The organism is Streptomyces sp. NPDC040410 (assembly GCF_055595715.1).
Map to the genome: position 1 here is coordinate 25,470 of NZ_JBVIVK010000033.1, position 17,892 is coordinate 43,361.

General features: G+C 68.5%; 17 protein-coding genes. 16 read left to right on the forward strand and 1 reads right to left on the reverse strand.

Annotation, left to right across the window (positions count from 1 at the left end; translation table 11 throughout):
* Positions 1-308 precede the first annotated feature (308 nt).
* The 13 genes from ACZ562_RS35945 to ACZ562_RS36005 all read left to right on the forward strand — a co-directional run bounded on the left by ACZ562_RS35945 (position 309) and on the right by ACZ562_RS36005 (position 14,042).
* Positions 309-1,355 (forward strand): methyltransferase, encoded by a 1,047-nt coding sequence (locus ACZ562_RS35945; RefSeq protein ID WP_471188330.1) that lies wholly within the window; start codon positions 309-311, stop codon positions 1,353-1,355.
* 257 nt (positions 1,356-1,612) lie between these two features.
* Entirely contained in the window at positions 1,613-3,001 is a 1,389-nt protein-coding gene (locus ACZ562_RS35950) for an FAD-binding oxidoreductase (RefSeq protein WP_471188332.1), read from the forward strand.
* A gap of 195 nt (positions 3,002-3,196) precedes the next feature.
* Positions 3,197-4,357, forward strand: a complete 1,161-nt coding sequence (locus tag ACZ562_RS35955; protein ID WP_471188334.1) for an acyltransferase family protein — start codon at positions 3,197-3,199, stop codon at positions 4,355-4,357.
* Positions 4,358-4,514: 157 nt separating this feature from the next.
* On the forward strand, positions 4,515-5,582 hold the full coding sequence (locus ACZ562_RS35960; RefSeq protein WP_471188336.1) for a glucose-1-phosphate thymidylyltransferase: 1,068 nt from the start codon (positions 4,515-4,517) through the stop codon (positions 5,580-5,582).
* Positions 5,579-6,562 carry a dTDP-glucose 4,6-dehydratase gene (gene rfbB, locus ACZ562_RS35965; protein ID WP_471188337.1) on the forward strand — a complete coding sequence of 328 codons (984 nt, stop codon included), beginning with the start codon at positions 5,579-5,581 and terminating at the stop codon, positions 6,560-6,562. The genes ACZ562_RS35960 and rfbB overlap by 4 nt, the downstream gene beginning before the upstream one ends.
* Positions 6,552-7,589, forward strand: a complete 1,038-nt coding sequence (locus tag ACZ562_RS35970; RefSeq protein WP_471188339.1) for an NAD-dependent epimerase/dehydratase family protein — start codon at positions 6,552-6,554, stop codon at positions 7,587-7,589. Before rfbB ends, ACZ562_RS35970 begins: the two co-directional genes overlap by 11 nt.
* Positions 7,586-8,890 (forward strand): lipopolysaccharide biosynthesis protein RfbH, encoded by a 1,305-nt coding sequence (gene rfbH / locus ACZ562_RS35975; RefSeq protein WP_471188340.1) that lies wholly within the window; start codon positions 7,586-7,588, stop codon positions 8,888-8,890. The genes ACZ562_RS35970 and rfbH overlap by 4 nt, the downstream gene beginning before the upstream one ends.
* Before the next feature lie 122 nt (positions 8,891-9,012).
* Positions 9,013-9,186 carry a hypothetical protein gene (locus tag ACZ562_RS35980; protein WP_471188343.1) on the forward strand — a complete coding sequence of 58 codons (174 nt, stop codon included), beginning with the start codon at positions 9,013-9,015 and terminating at the stop codon, positions 9,184-9,186.
* A complete protein-coding gene (locus ACZ562_RS35985; protein WP_471188346.1) occupies positions 9,186-10,595 on the forward strand; it encodes an NDP-hexose 2,3-dehydratase family protein in 1,410 nt (469 codons plus the stop codon). The genes ACZ562_RS35980 and ACZ562_RS35985 overlap by 1 nt, the downstream gene beginning before the upstream one ends.
* Positions 10,592-11,551, forward strand: coding sequence for a Gfo/Idh/MocA family protein (locus tag ACZ562_RS35990; protein WP_471188390.1), 960 nt, complete (start codon positions 10,592-10,594; stop codon positions 11,549-11,551). The genes ACZ562_RS35985 and ACZ562_RS35990 overlap by 4 nt, the downstream gene beginning before the upstream one ends.
* Complete coding sequence (locus ACZ562_RS35995) at positions 11,548-12,339, forward strand: 4'-phosphopantetheinyl transferase family protein (protein WP_471188349.1); 792 nt, start codon at positions 11,548-11,550, stop codon at positions 12,337-12,339. The genes ACZ562_RS35990 and ACZ562_RS35995 overlap by 4 nt, the downstream gene beginning before the upstream one ends.
* A gap of 12 nt (positions 12,340-12,351) precedes the next feature.
* Positions 12,352-12,774, forward strand: coding sequence for a hypothetical protein (locus tag ACZ562_RS36000; RefSeq protein WP_471188352.1), 423 nt, complete (start codon positions 12,352-12,354; stop codon positions 12,772-12,774).
* Positions 12,771-14,042, forward strand: a complete 1,272-nt coding sequence (locus ACZ562_RS36005) for an ATP-binding protein (RefSeq protein WP_471188355.1) — start codon at positions 12,771-12,773, stop codon at positions 14,040-14,042. Before ACZ562_RS36000 ends, ACZ562_RS36005 begins: the two co-directional genes overlap by 4 nt.
* A 282-nt stretch (positions 14,043-14,324) precedes the next feature.
* On the opposite strand, the gene ACZ562_RS36010 is transcribed toward ACZ562_RS36005, so the two are convergent.
* On the reverse strand, positions 14,325-15,089 hold the full coding sequence (locus ACZ562_RS36010; RefSeq protein ID WP_471188357.1) for a response regulator transcription factor: 765 nt from the start codon (positions 15,087-15,089) through the stop codon (positions 14,325-14,327).
* A 611-nt stretch (positions 15,090-15,700) separates the two neighbouring features.
* Between ACZ562_RS36010 and ACZ562_RS36015 the strand changes: the two genes are divergently transcribed.
* The 3 genes from ACZ562_RS36015 to ACZ562_RS36025 all read left to right on the forward strand — a co-directional run bounded on the left by ACZ562_RS36015 (position 15,701) and on the right by ACZ562_RS36025 (position 17,843).
* Complete coding sequence (locus ACZ562_RS36015) at positions 15,701-16,171, forward strand: hypothetical protein (RefSeq protein ID WP_471188360.1); 471 nt, start codon at positions 15,701-15,703, stop codon at positions 16,169-16,171.
* Positions 16,172-16,521: 350 nt separating this feature from the next.
* Complete coding sequence (locus ACZ562_RS36020) at positions 16,522-16,704, forward strand: hypothetical protein (protein ID WP_471188362.1); 183 nt, start codon at positions 16,522-16,524, stop codon at positions 16,702-16,704.
* Complete coding sequence (locus ACZ562_RS36025; protein WP_471188364.1) at positions 16,704-17,843, forward strand: MAB_1171c family putative transporter; 1,140 nt, start codon at positions 16,704-16,706, stop codon at positions 17,841-17,843. The genes ACZ562_RS36020 and ACZ562_RS36025 overlap by 1 nt, the downstream gene beginning before the upstream one ends.
* Positions 17,844-17,892: the final 49 nt, after the last annotated feature.

The following is a 17,892-nucleotide window of genomic DNA, read 5'->3' on the forward strand; positions in this document are numbered from 1 at the left end:
CCTCAGTGAATTCCCGGTTGCCTTATGGCCGAGAGTCTGATTCATGACAGGGCGGCTGGTCAGCCCCAAAAAGGGGTTGGTGAATAACCCCCGATCGACGCGAGCTCCATATGTCGGTACAGGAAACCCGATTCCTTGGCCGAATTTGATCGGAAGTTCCATGTCGGGTTTGACAAGGGAAAGGTGCGGGTGGCACAGTCCGGGCGCCTATGCCCAGAAATCGGTCCGACTTCACCCGGAGATCGGCCCGGATCGGCTGAGCGGACCGCCGGCGCATATTAAGCACATAGAGCGGAAGGGGAAGCACTGTGGCGCACGACGAGGTCCAGGCGGCAGCGATGGAGGACCGCGGATACGTCGTTCAACTCATGTTCGGGAGCTTGGCGGCGCACACCGTGCGCGCGGCCGTCGACTTGAGGATCGTCGAGCTGATGGGCGACAAGGAAAGGCTCGCCACCGACGTGGCCGAGGAAGCCGGCACGGCCCCGCAGCCCACACTTCGGCTGCTCCGTGCCCTGGCCGGCCTGCGCCTCCTCGAGGAGTCCGCGCCGGGCGCCTTCTCGGTGACGTCCGCGGGCACCCTCCTCGACCCGGGGCGCCCCGGCTCCATGGCTTCGCTGGTCACGTCCTCCGGGTTCATGGAGCGGCTCATGCAGCCCGGCTGGGAGCACCTGACCGACAGCATCCGTACCGGGGACACCTCGTTCGAGAAGGCCTTCGGCAAGGACTTCTTCAGCTATCTCAAGGACCACCCGGAGCGCTCCGCGGGCTTCAACGAGGCGATGAGCCAGGCGACTCGGGCCACCGCGGCGGTGCTGCCGGGCGCCTTCGACTTCGGCCGCTTCGCCACGGTCGCTGACATCGGAGGCGGCGACGGCACCCTGCTCGCCGGCGTCCTGCGGGAACACACCTCCCTCACGGGCATCCTCTACGACACCGAGGAGGGCTTGGCCCAGGCTTCGGAGACCATGCGGCGCGACGGCTTGACGGACCGCTGTTCCGTGGTGCCGGGGGACTTCTTCACCTCGGTTCCCGAAGGCGCCGACGTCTACCTGATCAAGAGCATCCTGCACGACTGGCCGGACGACCGGTGCGTCACGATCCTCGGCCACGTCCGCGAGGTGCTTCCGGCGGACGGGCGCGTCCTGATCGTGGAGCCCGTCCTGTCCGAGGTGGTCGACCCCCATGCCGTGGGGCTCTATCTCGGCGACATCAACATGCTGGTGAACTGGGGCGGCAGGGAGCGCACCCGCGCCGAGTTCGACGAGGTGTGCCACAGGGCGGGCCTCGACGTCGTATCCGTGACACAGCTCGGGGGGCCCGGGTTCTGCCTCATCGAGGCCAGGGCAATCTGAATAGGGCCTCTATTCGAAGCACTTCCTGGTGCGGCGCGGGAGCTCGTACTGAAATGGTTCCTCGGCACGCGAGAAATCCGCCGCGAGGGCACGTGTCCGCATGCTGGGCGTGGGCAACTCGATGTCACTCGATTTTGAGTGGACTTTCCTCTGGGGTTTGACAGGGAAAAGACTCGGGTGGCAGGGTCGGAGCGTCTGCAGAATCCCGTGGACCGGAGACGCAAATCAACCAGCGACGGATATTAAGGAGTCACTCTGTGACAGCACCTCTCGGCCGCATTCCCCTGTCTGTCGGGGAACTCACCGATGAGCAGTACGGACAGGTCATCAGGCCTGGTAGTGCCGAGTACGAAGCGGCGCGCAGCGTGTACGCGGGCGACATCGACCGCAGGCCCGCCGTCATCCTGCGCCCGGGGAACGCCGCACAGGTGGCGAGCGTCGTGGCGCTGGCGCGAGAGACCGGGCTCGAGTTGGCCGTCCGCAGCGGTGGACACAGCCCGGCCGGGCACAGTGTCTGCGACGGCGGCATCGTCCTGGACCTGTCCGACATGAGGGCGCTGGAGATCGACATCGAGGCCCGTACCGCCTGGGCCGAGACCGGCATCACCGCCGGCGAGTACACCACAGCCGCCGCGGAGCACGGGCTCGCGACCGGATTCGGCGACGGCGCCCTGGTCGGGGTCGGGGGCATCACCCTGGGTGGCGGCATCGGTTACCTGACCCGCAAGCACGGAATGACCATCGACGATCTCCTCGCCGCGGAGATCGTCACGGCTGACGGTGAACTGCTGGTGGTGGACGAGCACAACCACCCCGACCTGTTCTGGGCCATCCGTGGCGGTGGCGGCAACTTCGGGGTGGCCACCCGCTTCAAGTTCCGGTTGCACGAACTCGACGGCGTGTACGGCGGCATGATGGTGACCCCGGTGACCCCCGAGATCCTCGAGGCCTTCATCGCCGAAGCCGAGGCCGCCCCCGAGGAGCTCTCCACGATCGTGAACGTGTGGACCGCGCCCCCCTTCCCGTTCGTGCCCGAGGAGTACCACGGCAAGCCGATCATCCTCGCGATGATGTGCTACGCCGGCCCCGCCGAGGCGGGTGAGGAGGTCATCGGCCGGTTCCGGGCGATCGTCCCGCCGCTGGCCGACATGGTGCAGGCCATGCCGTACCCCGGGATGTTCCCGCCGGCGGACCCTTTGGAGCACCCCATCTCCGTGTCGCGCAACATCTTCGTCGACAAGGTCGACAGCGCGACCGCCGAGACCATCCTGGAGCACGTCACCGCCTCGAGCGCGATGGTCGCCGGGGCGCAGCTGCGGGTGCTGGGCGGGGCCATGGCACGGGTCCCGTCCGACGCCACGGCGTTCGCTCACCGACAGAGCAAGATCATGGCTCACCTGTCCGCCATCTACGCCGACGCGGCCGAGGCCGACCTGCACGCGACCTGGGTCGAGGAGTTCACGGCCGCCATGCGGCAGTCCGACTCCGGCGCCTACGTCAACTTCATCATGGACGTGGAGCAGGAGCAGATCCGGGAGGCGGTCTTCCCAGGGGCCACAGGGGACCGGCTCGCCCAGATCAAGGCGAAGTACGACCCGACCAACCTGTTCCGCTCCAACCACAACATTCTGCCCGCTGCATCGTGAGTTCTTCTTCCGGCTGACGTCTCGGAGCGATGCTCCGGATTGTCCCAGGGGACGCCGTTTTCCGGCGTCCCCTTTCTGGTTTCCACAGTTGAACACCACCCACCCCTTTGGAGAAAAGGTCATGACACAGGGATCGATGACCGTGGTGCTCGGCTACGAGGGCGGCCTCGCGGCCGTGAGGTCGCGGAGAGAGCAGTGACTTCCCTCGACAGAGCGGAGATACGCAAGCGGGGGGCAGGCCCGCAGGAAGGGGCGCCGCCTGCCCCGGCCGACCGTGCCAGGCTCGACTCGCTGACCGGGCTGCGTTTTTTCGCGGCGCTCTCGGTCTTCGTGAGCCACTCCTCGAGCCTGGTCTTTCCCACCTTCGCCGACCAGCGGACCCAGGCCTGCTTCAATACCGCGGCCGGCGCGCTGGGCGGCCTCGGCGTGAGCTTCTTCTTCGTCCTCAGCGGCTTCGTCCTTGCCTGGTCCGCACGTCCCACCGACCGCACCGGCGGCTTCTACCGCCGCAGGTTCGTCAAGATCCTGCCGCTGTACTACGTGGTCGGCGCCGCGGCGGCCGTGCTGCTGTGGGACGTGGGCATCCGGTGGCAGGACCTGCTCGCCTACGCGAGCCTCGGCCAGGTGTGGGTACCGAACCCGCAGGTCAACTTCAGTGTCCTGGCGCCGGGCTGGTCCCTCGCCGTGGAGGCCGCGTTCTACCTGGTGTTCCCCTTCGTCATCCGGAGGTTCCGCGGCGTGGGCCGACGCGCGGCCTGGACGGGCCTGGCCCTCTGCGTGGCGGGCGCCTTCCTCGTACCGATCCTCGCGTACGTCCTGCCCGCCGGAAAGCTCGTGGGCGAGCCGAACGTGGCGGGCTTTCAGATGTGGTTCGCCTACGTCTTTCCGCTCGGCCGCCTCTGCGACTTCTTCGCCGGAATATTCGCCGCGCTCCTCGTGACCTCCGGCCGCTTCCCGCGGGTGAGCCTGCCGTGGGTGCTGCTTTCGTTCGTTCCCTGCTACGTCGTGGCGAGCTACGGCCCGATGCTGTTCGGCTGGCGGGCACCCCTGCTGATCCCAAGTGTGCTGCTCATCGTCGCCGCCGCACAGCGGGACATCGCACGGCGCCCGACGTTTCTGTCGTCGAGCACGATGGTGCCGCTCGGCAACGCGTCGTTCGCCTTCTATCTCTGCCACTACCTGGTGCTCCACACCCTCAACATCAAGGTGCTGCACGGCCCGTTCGACTCCGTGGCCATGGTGATCGTCTATCTCACGTCGGCCCTTGTCTCCTCCGTCACCCTGGCATGGCTGCTGTACCGGTACGTGGAGATGCCGGTCGTCCGACGCTTCAGTACAGCCGCGGAGCGACACTGACCCGAGCCCATGCCACTGCTCGGGTCGGGCGTGGCACTCCGCCCCAGCGGCGCACCAGCCCTCCCCTTCGGCGATGCCCCCCGCCAGGTGACCGAGTACTGCCGCGGCCGAGGATCTGCGCCGCCCTGAGAACCACACGAACCGAGAGGACCTCTCGATGAAGGCTCTGGTGCTTGCAGGCGGATCCGGTACCCGCCTGCGGCCTTTCAGTTACTCCATGCCCAAGCAGCTCATCCCCATCGCGAACACGCCCGTCCTGGTCCACGTACTGCGGGGCGTCCGGGATCTGGGGGTGACCGAGGTCGGCGTCATCGTCGGCAACCGCGGGCCGGAGATCGAGGCCGTGCTCGGCGACGGCTCTCGGTTCGGCCTGCGGATCACCTACATTCCCCAGGACGCGCCACGCGGACTGGCCCACACCGTGTCCATCGCCCGCGACTTCCTCGGCGACGACGACTTCGTGATGTACCTGGGCGACAACATGCTGCCCGACGGGGTCGCCGGCCCGGCCGAGGAGTTCACCGCGCACCGCCCGGCCGCCCAGGTAGTCGTGTACAAGGTGCCTGACCCTCGCTCCTTCGGGGTCGCCGAACTCGGCCCCGAGGGCGAGGTGCTGCGCCTGGTGGAGAAGCCGCAGGAGCCGCGCAGCGACATGGCGCTGATCGGCGTGTACTTCTTCACGTCCGCCATCCACGAGGCGGTAAAGGCCATCGAGCCCAGCACCCGTGGCGAGCTGGAGATAACCGACGCCATCCAGTGGCTGGTCTCCTCCGGCGCGGACGTCCGGGCCAGCCGGTACGACGGCTACTGGAAGGACACCGGGAAGGTCGAGGACGTCCTGGAGTGCAACGGCCATCTCCTCGACGGCCTGACCCGGCGCGTCGACGGTCACGTCGACGCCGGAAGTGTCCTCGTCGGCCAGGTCGTGGTCGAGGTGGGCGCGCGCATCCTGCGGTCCCGGGTCGAGGGCCCGGCGATCATCGGTACCGGCACCGTCGTGGAGGCGAGCCACGTGGGCCCGTACACCTCCATCGGGCGGGACTGCCTGGTGACCGACAGCCGGCTGGAGAGCTCCATCGCCCTGGACCAGGCATCGGTCACCGGCGTCCACGGTCTGCGCGACTCACTGATCGGGCGCGCCGCCTCCATCAGCACCACCGGCCGGGGCACGGACCATCACCGCCTGGTCATCGGGGACCACACCAAGGTGGAGGTCGCGGCATGAGGATCCTGGTCACCGGAGCGGCCGGATTCATCGGCTCCCACTTCGTCCGCAAACTGCTGGCCGACGAGTACTCCGCCTGGGAAGGCGCCCAGGTCACCGCCCTGGACAAGCTGACCTACGCGGGCAACCGGGACAACCTGCCCGCTTCGCACGAGCGGCTGGTGTTCGTCCGCGGCGACATCTGCGACCGCGAGCTGACGCGCGAACTCGTACCGGGTCACGACGCCGTGGTCCACTTCGCCGCCGAGTCCCACGTCGACCGCTCCCTGGAGGGCGCCGGCGAATTCTTCCGCACCAACGTCCTGGGCACCCAGACCCTGCTGGACGCCGTGCTGGAGAGCAACGTGGAACGGGTCGTGCACGTCTCCACGGACGAGGTGTACGGCTCGATCGATGAGGGTTCCTGGACCGAGGAGTGGCCGCTGGCGCCCAACTCCCCGTACGCCGCCTCGAAGGCCGGCTCGGACCTGGTCGCCCGGACGTACTGGCGCACACACGGCGTGGACCTGTCCATCACGCGCTGCTCCAACAACTACGGGCCGTACCAGCACCCCGAGAAGGTCATCCCCCGGTTCGTCACGAACCTGCTGGAGGGCCGCAGAGTCCCGCTGTACGGCGACGGGCGCAACGTCCGCGAGTGGCTGCACGTGGACGACCACTGCCGTGGCATCCACCTGGTGCTCAACCACGGGCATCCCGGCGAGATCTACAACATCGGCGGCGGCAACGAGTACACGAACCTCACCCTCACCCACAAGCTGCTCGAACTGACCGGCGCGGGCGAGGAGATGATCCGCCGGGTCCCGGACCGCAAGGCGCACGACCTGCGGTACTCGATCGACGAGTCCAAGATTCGCGAGCAGCTCGGCTACGCTCCGCTGACAGGCTTCGAGGAAGGCCTGGCCGAGACGGTCGCCTGGTACCGGGACAACCCCGACTGGTGGAAGGCCGTCGAGCACGGGGCGAGCCGTGGCGCCTGACGCCCGTCCGGCGGCCGGGCTCTCGGTCGTCGTCCTGGGCGGCACCGGATTCCTGGGCCGCCACATCGGCGAGGCCTTCGCCGCGCTCGGCGCCCGGGTCCACCCGGTGTCCCGCACCGGTGGGTACGACCCCGCGAAGGACCGCACGTCGGTACGCCTGGATCTGCTCGCGGCGGCGCCGGAGGAGATCGCCGGGTTGCTCGACTCGACCGGCGCCGACGTGGTGGTCAACGCGGCCGGCCGGGCCTGGCGGGCAGACGAGGATCAGATGGCCGCGGGCAACGTCGAACTGGTCGAGCGCCTCGTCGCGGCGCTCGCCGAGCTGTCCGGTCCGCCGGTACGGCTGGTCCAGCTCGGCAGCGTCCACGAGTACGGAGCGGTCGCACTGGACGCGGCCACCGGCGAAGACCACGTGCCGGCCCCGGTCACCGCGTACGGACGCACCAAACTCCTGGGCACACGGGCCGTCCTGCGCGCCGCCTCCGAGCGGGGCGTCGACGGCGTGGTGCTCCGGCTCGCCAACGTGCTCGGTGCCGGAGTGCCGGAGGGCAGTCTCTTCGGCCGGGTCGCCGCCCATCTCGGTGAGGCCGCGCGCGCCGACGTGCGCGGCGGGAAGGCCGCCGAGCTGCGGCTCCCGCCGCTGCGCGCGGCCCGCGACCTGGTGGACGTCGGCGACGCCGTCGCCGCGGTGCTGGCTGCGGCCACGGCACCGGGAGCGGCCGTCACGGGCCGGGTGATCAATGTGGGCCGCGGCGAGGCGGTTCCGATGCGCGGGCTGATCCACCGGATGGTCTCGCTCAGCGGCTTGGAGATCCCGGTCGTCGAGGACCTCGACGGCCCGCCCTCGCGCACCGACGTCGCGTGGCAACGGCTGGACATCGCGCGCGCCGAGCGGTTGCTGGGCTGGCGGCCACGCCGGTCCCTCGACGACTCCCTGCGCGATCTGCTCGCGCCCGTACTGCCGCCCGGGCGCCCACCGCTCGGCGTCACGGCCAACGCACCGGACATGGAGGAGGAATCACCGTGAGCGATCGCAAGGAACAGGTACTCGAAAAGGTCCGCGAGTACCACCAGGAGGTCTCCGCGGAACGGGAGTTCGTCCCCGGTACGACGGAGATCTGGCCGTCCGGCGCGGTGCTGGACGAGGCGGACCGGACGGCCTTGGTCGAGGCCGCGCTGGAGATGCGCATCGCCGCCGGGCGGAGCTCCCGCAAGTTCGAGTCGGCCTTCGCCCGACGACTCGAGCGCCGCAAGGCGCACCTGACCAACTCCGGTTCGTCGGCGAACCTGCTGGCCGTGTCGGCGCTCACCTCGCACGTCCTGGAGGACAGGCGGTTGAAGCCGGGCGACGAGGTGATCACCGTCGCGGCGGGCTTCCCGACAACCGTGAACCCGATCCTGCAGAACGGCCTGGTCCCGGTCTTCGTGGACGTGGACCTCACCACCTACAACGCGACAGCCGACCGGGTGGCGGCCGCGATCGGCCCGAGGACACGGGCCGTCATCATCGCGCACGCGCTGGGCAACCCGTTCGCCGTCACCGAGATCGCCCAACTCGCCGAGGAACACGACCTGTTCCTGATCGAGGACAACTGCGACGCGGTCGGCTCGCTGTACGACGGGAAGCTCACCGGATCCTTCGGCGACATGGCCACCGTCAGCTTCTATCCGGCGCACCACCTCACCATGGGTGAGGGCGGCTGCGTACTGACCTCGAACCTGGGCCTCGCCCGGATCGTGGAGTCGCTGCGGGACTGGGGCCGGGACTGCTGGTGCGAGCCCGGCGAGAACGACAAGTGCCTCAAGCGCTTCAAGTACCAGATGGGCACCCTGCCCGCCGGGTACGACCACAAGTACATCTTCTCCCACGTCGGCTACAACCTGAAGGCGACCGACATCCAGGCGGCCCTGGGGCTGACCCAGCTGGCCAAGCTGGACGACTTCATCGACGCCAGGAAGCGCAACTGGCGGCGGCTGCGGGACGGCCTGGACGGTGTACCGGGCCTGCTGCTCCCGGAGGCCACCCCCCGCTCCGACCCGAGCTGGTTCGGCTTCGTGCTCACGGTGGACCCCGAGGCGCCGTTCAGCCGCGCCGAGCTGGTGGCATTCCTGGAGGACCGAAAGATCGGCACCCGCCGGCTGTTCGCGGGCAACCTGACCCGGCACCCGGCCTACATCGGCCGGCCGCACCGGATCGTGGGCGAGCTGACGAACAGCGACATCATCACCGACCACACCTTCTGGATCGGGGTCTATCCGGCGCTCACCGACGAGAAGCTGGACTACGTCACCGCCTCGATCAAGGAGTTCGTGGCCGCGCGCGGCTGAGCCCGCGGACCACTTCTCTCCCGGAGACCGGGACGACGTACGGACGTTGTGGGAACCGGATTCCTGATTCTGCGGGTGGGGCATCTGGTCGGGCCCACCAGCCGGAGCACCAGCTTCTGCCGTTGCTGACTCGGGTGCACAAGGGGGCCGCCCGCGACCTCATCGACGTCAAGGACGTGGTCGCCTCGCGTCCGGGCTTCGGGCCCGACAACCACCGGCGGACATCCGCCGACTTCACCCACGCCGTCGTGTCCGGCCCCCGCGGTCCGGCACACCGGACCCAAGGAGTCCTCTGATGCCTTTTCTGTCCCTTCGTTCGCCGCTCCAGGCGCGCGCGGACGTGCGCCTGCCGTCCCGCATCGCGCTGTCCGCGGCGGCCACGGAAGGCGACCAGCTGCGCACCAGGGACTTCGCTGCATGGCTGGCCGAGCGCGGCCGGGCCAACGATTTCCGCGTGGACCGCATACCGTTCGCGGAGCTGGACGGCTGGTCGTTCGACGAGTGCACCGGCAATCTCGCGCACCGCAGCGGCCGCTTCTTCACCGTCGAGGGGCTGCACGTCACGGAGGAGGACGGCCCCTACGGGGACGGTCCGTACGCCGACTGGTACCAGCCCATCATCAAGCAGGCCGAGGTGGGCATCCTGGGCATCCTCGTCAAGGAGTTCGACGGAGTGCCGCACTTCCTGATGCAGGCGAAGATGGAGCCGGGCAACCCGAACCTGCTCCAGCTCTCGCCCACGGTCCAGGCCACCCGCAGCAACTACACCAAGGCACACCAGGGCGCGGACGTGAAGTACATCGAGTACTTCGTCGGTCCGCGCCGCGGCCGGGTCATCGCCGATGTGCTGCAGTCCGAACACGGCTCGTGGTTCTACCGGAAGTCCAACCGCAACATGATCGTGGAAGCGACCGGTGACGTGCCGCTGCTCGACGACTTCTGCTGGCTCACCCTCGGCCAGATCAGCGAACTGCTGCACCGGGACGACATCGTCAACATGGACTCGCGCACCGTGCTGTCCTGCCTGCCCCACCCGGACACCGGAGAGCGAGCGCTGCTCAGCGACATCGACCTGTTCTCCTGGATCACCGGGGAACGCGCCCGGCATGATGTGCGGGTTGAGCGTGTCCCGCTCGCGAGCGTTCCCCGGTGGAAGCGCGGCGAGAGCGCCATCGAGCACGAGTACGGCCGCTATTTCCGGGTGGTGGCGGTGTCCGTGCGGGCGGGCAACCGCGAGGTCGCAGGCTGGACCCAGCCTCTCTTCGAACCGGTGGGCCAGGGTGTCACCGCCTTTCTCACCCGCGAGTTCGAGGGCGTGCCCCACGTCCTGGTGCACGCCCGTGTCGAGGGCGGCTTCCTCGACACCATCGAGCTGGGCCCCACCGTGCAGTACACCCCGGACAACTACGCCCACCTCGACGCGCGGGACCGGCCGCCCTTCCTCGACACCGTGCTGCGTATGCGCGGAGACCGTATCCGCTACGAGGCCGTCCACTCGGAGGAGGGCGGGCGCTTCCTGAACGCCGAGAGCCGCTATCTGATCGTGGACGCGGACGAGGCCGACGCACCGCAGGACCCGCCGCCCGGCTACGCCTGGGTCACCCCGGCACAGCTCACTTCCCTGGTCCGCCACGGCCACTACGTCAACGTCCAGGGGCGCACCCTGCTGGCGTGCCTCAACGCGATGGCGGTGACGGCCCGATGAGCGAACCGGTGCGCATAGGGGTGATCGGCTGCGCGGACATCGCGGTGCGCCGGATGCTGCCCGGCTTCGAGGCCGATACGGACACCGAGATCGTCGCGGTCGCCAGCCGCTCCCTGGAGAAGGCGGAACGGGTCGCGGAGCGCTTCGGCGGCCGCGCGGTGCGGGGCTACGCCGAACTGCTGGACCTCAAGGACGTGGATGCCGTCTATGTGCCGCTGCCCGCTTCGCTGCACGACCGATGGGTCGAGGCCGCTCTCGGCGCCGGCAAGCACGTGCTCGCGGAGAAGCCCCTGACGACGAACGCCGTCCGCACCGGGCAACTCCTCGGCCTGGCCCGGGACCGCGGGCTGGCGCTGATGGAGAACGTCATGTTCGTCCACCACCCGCGGCACGAAACGGTGCGGCGCCTCGTGGCCGACGGCGCGATCGGCGAACTCCGGGCGCTGCACGCGGCGTTCACCATCCCGGCCCTGGCAGACACGGACATCCGTCACCGGCCCGAGCTCGGCGGCGGCGCGCTGGCGGACGTCGGCCTCTACCCGCTGCGCGCGGCCCTGCACTTCCTCGGCCCCGGACTGGAGGTCGTCGGGGCCGAGCTCACGCGGGGGAGCGGTCGCGAGGTCGAGACCTCGGGCGCCGTCCTCCTGCGCACACGCGAGGGGAGTGCGGCACAGATCACCTTCGGTATCGAGCACGCGTACCTCTCCCGGTACGAGCTGTGGGGCAGTGCAGGCCGGATCACGGTGGACCGTGCGTTCACCCCGCCGGCGGACCTCGTCCCGGTGGTCGAACTGCACGGGGACGGGGGCCACGAGGAGATCCGGCTGGCACCCCACGACCAGGTGGCCACCACGATCGCCGCCTTCGTCGCCTCGGTGCGCGTCGGCGCCGCTCCGGCCGAGGAGACGCTGCGCCAGGCCCGCCTGCTGGACGACGTGCGCAACCGGGCCGCATGACCGCCCCACGGTCACCGCTCGGGGCCGCGCCACGGCTTCGGCCGGGCAGGCTGGACCTCTGGCTGCTGCCCGAGCCCGAGACGGCCGGCCTGCACGGTCCCCTCGCGCTGCACGAGCTGGACGAAGCCGAGCGCGGTCGCGCGGACGCGTTCCGGCGGCCCGCCGACCGCGAGCGGTACGTGGTCGCCCACATCGCGCTGCGGCGGCTGCTGGCGGCGTACTTGAGGACGGCGCCGCAGGACATCGCCTTCTCACGGGCGGAATGTCCTCGGTGCGGCGCTTCGCACGGGCGCCCGGTGCTGGTCGACTCGGATGCGCACTTCTCGCTGTCGCACAGCCGGGGCGCCGTCCTCATCGGTGTGGCCTGCTCACCGGTCGGCGTCGACGTGGAGCGGCTACCGCGACCGGAGCGCGTCGATGTGTGCGCTTCGGCACTCCACCCGAGCGAGCGGCACGAGCTGGAGGAGCACGCGCCCGGGGACCGCCCGGCCGTGTTCGCCCGGCTGTGGGCCCGGAAGGAGGCGTACCTCAAGGGGACCGGCATCGGGGTCGGCGGCTGGATGTCGGACGTGTACCTCGGCGACGGAGGGTCGCACACCCCGTCACGGCCCGCCGACTGGACCGTCGTGGACGTGCCCTGCGGCAGGGACCACGCCGCGGCGGCCGCGATCCGGGGACGCGCTCCGCGGCAGGTCGTGCGCCGGCTGCCGCCCCAGGCGGTGCTTGACGGCGGACGCGTCCGGGCGCTGCCGAGGCAGGCGCCACGCAACAGCCCGGAACAGTTGTGAGGAGAAAGGCAGATGACCGTCTTGGACGACCGCCCCGGGGAACTCGACGCCTTCGCCGCGCGCTACGGCTACCCGTTCATCGTCAAGCCGGCCGACGGCACCGCGAGCCCGGGTGTCTGCCACACCGAGGTGTGGATCGGCGCCAGAGGCCCCGCGGTCATCGAGAGCCTCAACCGCGTCGCCGGAGACGCCATCACCGACCCGGTGGCGGGGGCGTACGGCATCGGCCTGGTCACCCATGCCCTCGGCCGGCCCTTCGGGCCGGTGCTGGAGCCGCCCGGCAGACCGGAGGCCCGGGCCGGGGCGAGAACCCGGTTCCTGGGCGTCGATCCGGGGCGGGTTGTGCGCGCCCTGAAGGACAACTGGGACTTGCCCGGCCCGGTGGCCGTCACCGGACCGGACGCAGACGCTCACGTCACCAGGGGTGCGGCATGAGCGTGCTGATCCTGCACCGAGACCCGTTCGAGCCCTTCCCCTACGGGCGTTGGCTCGCCGACTACCCGGGGGGCATCGTCGTGCTCGCCGCCCGCGACAAGCTGACCGCGTTCGGTGAGCAGGCGCCGACCGGGGAACACGGCTTCGCGTACCTGGAGCTCCTCGACGACTTCGAGGACGAGGAGCTGGTACTCGCACGGGCCCTGAAGCTGGCGGACGGGTTCGCCGTCCGTCATGTCGTCGCGCACCACGAGGGCGACGTGATCCCGGCAGCCTGGCTGCGCGAGTGCCTGGGGCTGGAGGACGCCTGGACCGCCGACGTACTGCCGTTCCGGGACAAGGCGCTGATGAAGGAGCGCCTTGAGCAGGCGGGTATCGAGATCGCCCGGTACATCGTGCCGCAGAGCGCCGCGGAGGTCCTGGCCTTCGCCGAACGGCACGGATTCCCGCTGGTGCTCAAGGATCGGGCCGGCTTCAACGCCATCGGCCTGCGCATACTGCGCAACCGGGACGAGCTGCTCCGCCACGCCGCGCACGAGTTCACCGGCGCGCCACGCGACGACCTGATCCTGGAGTCGTACGTTCCGGGCCGCATGTGTCACGTCGACGGTCTCGTGCTCGACGGACGCACCGCGGTGGCCTGGCCCTCCCAGTACCAGTACGACCCGGCATCCTGCGGCTCGGACCCGGGCGTCCGTGTCGACCTGACCCTCGATCCGCACGACCCGCTCACCGGGCGCCTGCTGTCGCTGACCAACCGGGCGCTGGCCGCCCTGCGGCAGCCCGGCGGCAGGCTGCAGCACCACGGCTTCCACGCGGAGATCTTCCACACCTCGGACGACCGTCTCGTGGTGTGCGAGATAGCGTGCCGCCCGGGCGGCACCAAGGTCCGGGAGGTCTTCCACGCCTTGTTCGGCTTCAATCTCGGCGAGTATGCGACCCGGGCGGGCCTCGGGCTCCCGCTGCCGCTGCTGGAGCCGAGCCTGCGCGGCGGCATCCGGCCACGGCCGCGGTCCATGGCGGGACAGGTGCTGATGATGAAGCGGCCGGGCCACGTCCGCTCCCTCCCCGCCGTCCCGGACGACCCCTGGGTGGAACGCTTCTGGCTCTACGGCCGGGTGGGGCAGGTGATCCCGCCCGCCTCTGGCTCGTCGGACTTCCTCACCTGTGCCGTCGCGTCGGCGCCCACGCGCGCGGAGTGCGAGCTCAGGCTGCGGGACCTCGGTGCGCGTTTCGAGGCACAGACCGAGATCGCGACGACACCATGAAGTGCCCTGAATCCAGGCGGGATGCTTCGTCGCAGGTGGAGCTGGTGGCGCTCCTGGAACGGTTCAAGGCCGCTCGGTCGGGCCTCTGAGGGCCGCATGCGCGCGTCGCCGGCCGTGTCGTTCGGAGCTCACGACCGGGGCCCCAGGGGCTGTGCCGGCCCCGGAAACCGCGATCGCCGTTGATCGACGGGTCCCGGATCCTGTGTCACAGGGCCTGGAAAGTGCCGGAGTTCTGTGAGGAGTTCAGTCGGGGCGACAGCCGTGCGGCTGCCCGCCGAAAGATCAGAAAGGTCCGAAACGGAAACCGACACCGCGCACGGTGGTGATCCACCGACTGGAACCGAGTTTACTGCGCAGGCTGCTGACATGCGTATCTATGGTCCGGCCGGGCTTCCCTCTCGGATCGCTCCACACCTGGGTCATGATCTGTCGGCGCGAAAAAACGCTGCCCGGCCGTGAGGCGAGCAGGTAGAGTAGATCGAATTCCTTTCGGGTCACCTCTATGTACCGGCCGTCGAGGCGGATTTCCCGGGCGCGTTGATCGATGTGCAGCGAGCCGACCGCGATGACGTCATCGGGGACGAACGGCTGCAGCCGGACCCTGCGCATCACGGCTTCTATGCGAGCGGCCAATTCGGTCGGACTACATGGCTTGACGGCATAGTCGTCCGCTCCCGCGCGCAGACTGAGGACCCTGTCGAGTTCCGTGTCGCGAGCGGTGACGACGATGATGGCGACGTCACAGACGGCCCGGATGCTGCGGCACAGTTCGATACCTTCCAGGTCCGGCAGGTCCAGGTCGATGAGCAGCAGGTCGGCCTTCCGATACTGCTGGAGCGCCTCGGCGCCGGTTCGGACCTGCTCGGCCTCGTACCCATGTCGGCGCAGTCCCAGAATGAGCAGGTCGGCGTCCTCGGACTCGCTCTCCACGGCGAGTACGCGCACGGCCTTGCGATCCGTCCGCTCCTGCGGTCGAGTGGGCGCGGATTGTGCGGATAATTGATGCGAAATGCGTGGTGCGACCGATTTCGTGGACTGGTAATTCATGGCGAGACAGCCTCCACTTATTCCCAATAGAACGCTGTTTGAGTAAGCATCTCCATGCACGCATAGCAGGGTTGCGCATCGCCAGGCATCCGGCTGAAGTCGGAGGCGTGGCGGACGGCGAAGGAAAGGGATCCGGTTTTGCGTCGGAACGAAGTGAAAGCCGATGCGTACCGGGGTCATCGGTTGGTCCTCCACTCGGCAGCAGGGTCAGCGAAGGACGGCTCGGCCAGGGTGACGTGCCACGGTGATCGGTGGCATTGCTCGGCCAAGTCTTCGAGCACCTCTGGGGCGACGGGGTGAACGCCGTTCGGAACAGGGCGAATACACCCACGGCTTCCCCGCCGGGAGCACGGAGTTGCTGATACGCATGTGAAGCGCCTCCTCACCCGCGCCTCGGAGGTACGTGCGCGCCGCATCCTGGCGTCGCGACCTTGGTCACCGCATCCGTCCGCACTCGAGAGTGGTGCAGACTTATTGGCGAGACGTCCAATATATTAGCACGGAGCCGGAGTAAGATCGTACTAGACTGGGATGCGGTCCAACAAGTGCTGCAAGTTGACGGCTGCAGCATCGCGAACGTGACGGGTCGAACTGGCGCGAGGAGCGTGGCCATGGAGTCGGAGGGCGACCAGGAGCGGCAGCAGTCATTGGCCGAGCGTTTGAACTCGCTGTTCGCGATGGTGCGATGGACCGACGCCCACGGTCGGCAACGGGAGTACTCCACCCTTGAGGTGGCAAAGGCAGTCACCGCTGACCCGTCGCATCCGGCCACCTTGTCCCGGAGCTATCTGTCGATGCTCCGCAACGGCTCGCACACCAACCCGACGTTGAGCGTGCTGGAGGGTCTTGCGAAGTTCTTCGACGACCACCGCCCATCGGGGACACCGCCGATCACGGTGCAGTGGCTGGTCGCTCAAGAGGACCCCGAGGACGAGTTGTTGCGGCATCGACTCGCCGATCACCAGGTGCGGGTGATCGCGATGAGGGCGGGCGCGATGACGCCGGCAATGCGCAAGCAACTGATCAAGATGATGGCGATCCTCGATCAGGACGGCGCCCCCGACCTCGGCCCTGGAGAATGAGAAGGAAAAGTGTGACTTTACGGGAACGTGAACTCCGTCGCCACTGCAGGCATCTGTTACGGAAACTCGATATTCAACCGCGCCTGCGCGTTGACGAGTTATGCCTCAGGCTTGGCGAATATCTGAACAAACCCATCCGGCTGATTCCGTGGGCGCTTCCGGTGCCAGGTCCCTTCGGACTCTGGATGTCCCGGCCGCACGAGGAGGTGATCTTCTATCAGGAGGAGACCACGCGTGTTCACCAGGATCACATTATCCTGCATGAAATAGGCCATATCCTCGCCGATCACCAGGACGACGGTGGCCCAGGTGAGGACCTCCCCGATCTCGGCCCGGACTTCCCTCACGACTTGACCACGCGAGGCTTTCGTCGCACCTGCTACACCGAGGACTACGAGCGCGAGGCCGAACTCGTAGCGACGATCATCCAGGAGTGGGCGGTGGTCATCGACTACGTCACTCCCCGTACGTCCGAGGACCCGGCTCTCGGTCCGCTGCGTTCCGCACTGAACCCCCACTGGGGGTGGATGTGATGTTCCAACTACCTTTAATCACCCTGCTGAGCATCGGGGTGCTGTGGAAGGGCCTCGACCTGGCACGCGCCACACACGACAGGGTGCTGCGCTTCCTTGTCGCCTCCCTGCTCCTGCTGCTGGGCGGAGAAGTCCTCAGCTTTCCCGAGGTCAACGGCGCGATCGACGCGGCCACGGCCGTCGGTGTCGGCAAGGTGGCATTCAATGGAATCTACATGTCCGGCCTGTTCGCCCTCATCCTGTTCTTCGCCTCCTCCACGCGCGCCACGGACGCCGCTTATCGCCGGCGCCTACGGCTCAACGTCGGCCTCCTCGCCGGTGCCCTTATGGCCCAGGTGATTTTCATGATCGCCACACCCGCGACGATGCGCGGTCACTCATTGGGTACCCCGTACATGGCGGAGCCGGCCATCGCCTCGTTCTACATCGTCGGCAACGCCTACTTCGTTTACGCCTATCTGGCATCCGCACTCTGGGCCCTGCGCTACGGGTGCAGGGCGTCCCGGCACCTCGGACTCGGCTTGCGGACCATGGCCCTGGGACTCCTCGGACTGGCGATCACCTCGTTCAACCGAATGATCCTGGTGGTTCTGCGCATCGACGAACCCGGGTCGCACAAGGCGTTCAACACGGTGAACTGGTCCATCTCCAACTGGGCCATGGGAAGCGTCCTCATCGGAATCTGCTACTCGGCCTGTGTGCAGCTGATCACCCGCCTGCGGTCGATCGTGCACCACCGTCGCATGCACGAGGAACTCACTCCCCTGTGGACGGTCCTCACCACCGCGTACCCCGAACTCGTCCTGAACCAGGCACCGGCCGGTTCCAAGTGGCATCGTCTCCACCAGCGTCGTACCCACGAGCAGCGGTTCTATCGGCGGCTCATCGAATGCCGTGACGGACTGGTGCGGCTGAGCCCCTATCTGACACGTGTCGCGCCTGACGCCGATCTCGCCCGTGGCCCGGCCGACCGACTCGCTCGGCACATCACCGAGGCGCTGGTGCTGAAGCCGGCGACCGAGTCCCCGCACACCGAATTGCACGCCGCTCGCATCGCGTCACCAGCCAGCAACGACCTGGGCGCCGACGCCCGTGAACTCATCGCCATATCCCACGCCTTACGTGAGAGGGAATTGTGAACAAGGTACTGATCACTGCGGATCGTGTCATCGCCGGGCCCGCGGATCA